This is a genomic window from Cellulophaga baltica (genome assembly GCF_018861125.1).
Taxonomy (GTDB): domain Bacteria; phylum Bacteroidota; class Bacteroidia; order Flavobacteriales; family Flavobacteriaceae; genus Cellulophaga; species Cellulophaga baltica_A.
The window spans coordinates 1-1,178 of the sequence record NZ_JAHKQN010000027.1 but is presented as its reverse complement, the minus strand read 5'-3'; the positions used below and the strand labels follow the sequence as shown (position 1 = coordinate 1,178).

Annotated in this window: 1 protein-coding gene; it reads right to left on the bottom strand. The window is 30.9% G+C overall.

Annotated features, from left to right (window positions below):
- Nucleotides 1-204 precede the first annotated feature (204 nt).
- The coding region (locus tag KO500_RS13455; RefSeq protein ID WP_215957079.1) for a hypothetical protein at nucleotides 205-1,178 on the bottom strand (974 nt) is incomplete at its 5' end.

The window sequence follows — 1,178 nt, the reverse complement described above, 5'->3', positions numbered from 1 at the left end:
ATTTTAAATGTTTTACAACGTCTCTGTATATGGCTCGTAGCGTGCAAAATAGCTTTTATTTTTCGGTTGAGCACAAGCCAGATTTTTAAATTTTACTATTTATCTTTTTTATTGGAAATCGTCAAATTTAAAAATTTGGCGACTTTCCAAGTATGCCTTAACTTCGATTAAGCAACTAATTAGCTATGAGTTATATACGTTGTTCTACGCAGTTTTTATTCGGTCAATTTCATTTGCTTTAATTACAATCGTATTTATTTTTAGACGTTCGTATGTCTTTTCCGCTTTGTATTTACACCTGTCGTCATTCGTCACAAAATAATCGCAATGCGCTCCGTAAAATGTATGTAAAGAATCATCAAACATATTATTATAATTCCCATCAGATTTATATCCTTTAAGGTCATATTTGTAAAACGTTTCTATCAGTTTTGAATAATTTTCGTTTTCACTTGTTTTAGATTTTGGACCATATAAATCCGAAATTTCAAAAATGTCTAAATGTTTGGGTAAATCTTTGAAGTTTTGCTTTACAGCTTTAAGCATTTCTTTGTTATTCTTTAGCTTATTCATACTTCGCATTAAATTAGCTTTAAATGACTTGTAAAGGCTATAGTCCGATTTCAGCCGACTTTGGAAGTTGAAAATATCTTCCATTAACGCATACATATTATTTTCGGTTTTCGATTTCGGATACATTATTCCAAACATTGGGTCTTGTCGATAACCTAATTTCCATTCTTTCGGTAGCGGAATCATTTTGTAAAGCAATAGTGGATTTGGAATTCCTAAATCGGAATCGAAAAGTTCGCCAAAAGAATTGGGTTCAAATTCCCATTCAGTATTCTTTTCATTAAAAAACTCTCTAATTTCTCGGAAATGCCAAACCGCATTTTTATTTCCCCAATATTGACAAATACAAAGATTTTTTGTCAGTCGTTCAATATTGTCTAAATGTCCATCTATATAGTTTGGGTTTTTTTGAAATCCACGAAATAGGTCGTTCAGATGTGCATTTGAATAAGGAACTACTATTTGACCTGATAAAACTAAATTCTCCCATTTCGTATATAAATTCCGTTCATTTTCTTTGAGATTTTCTTTCTTCTCAATTCTGTCGAAAATGTTTAAGTCAAAATATATGTTCATTGGTTTGGTCAAATGTCTTGTCCTGAAAT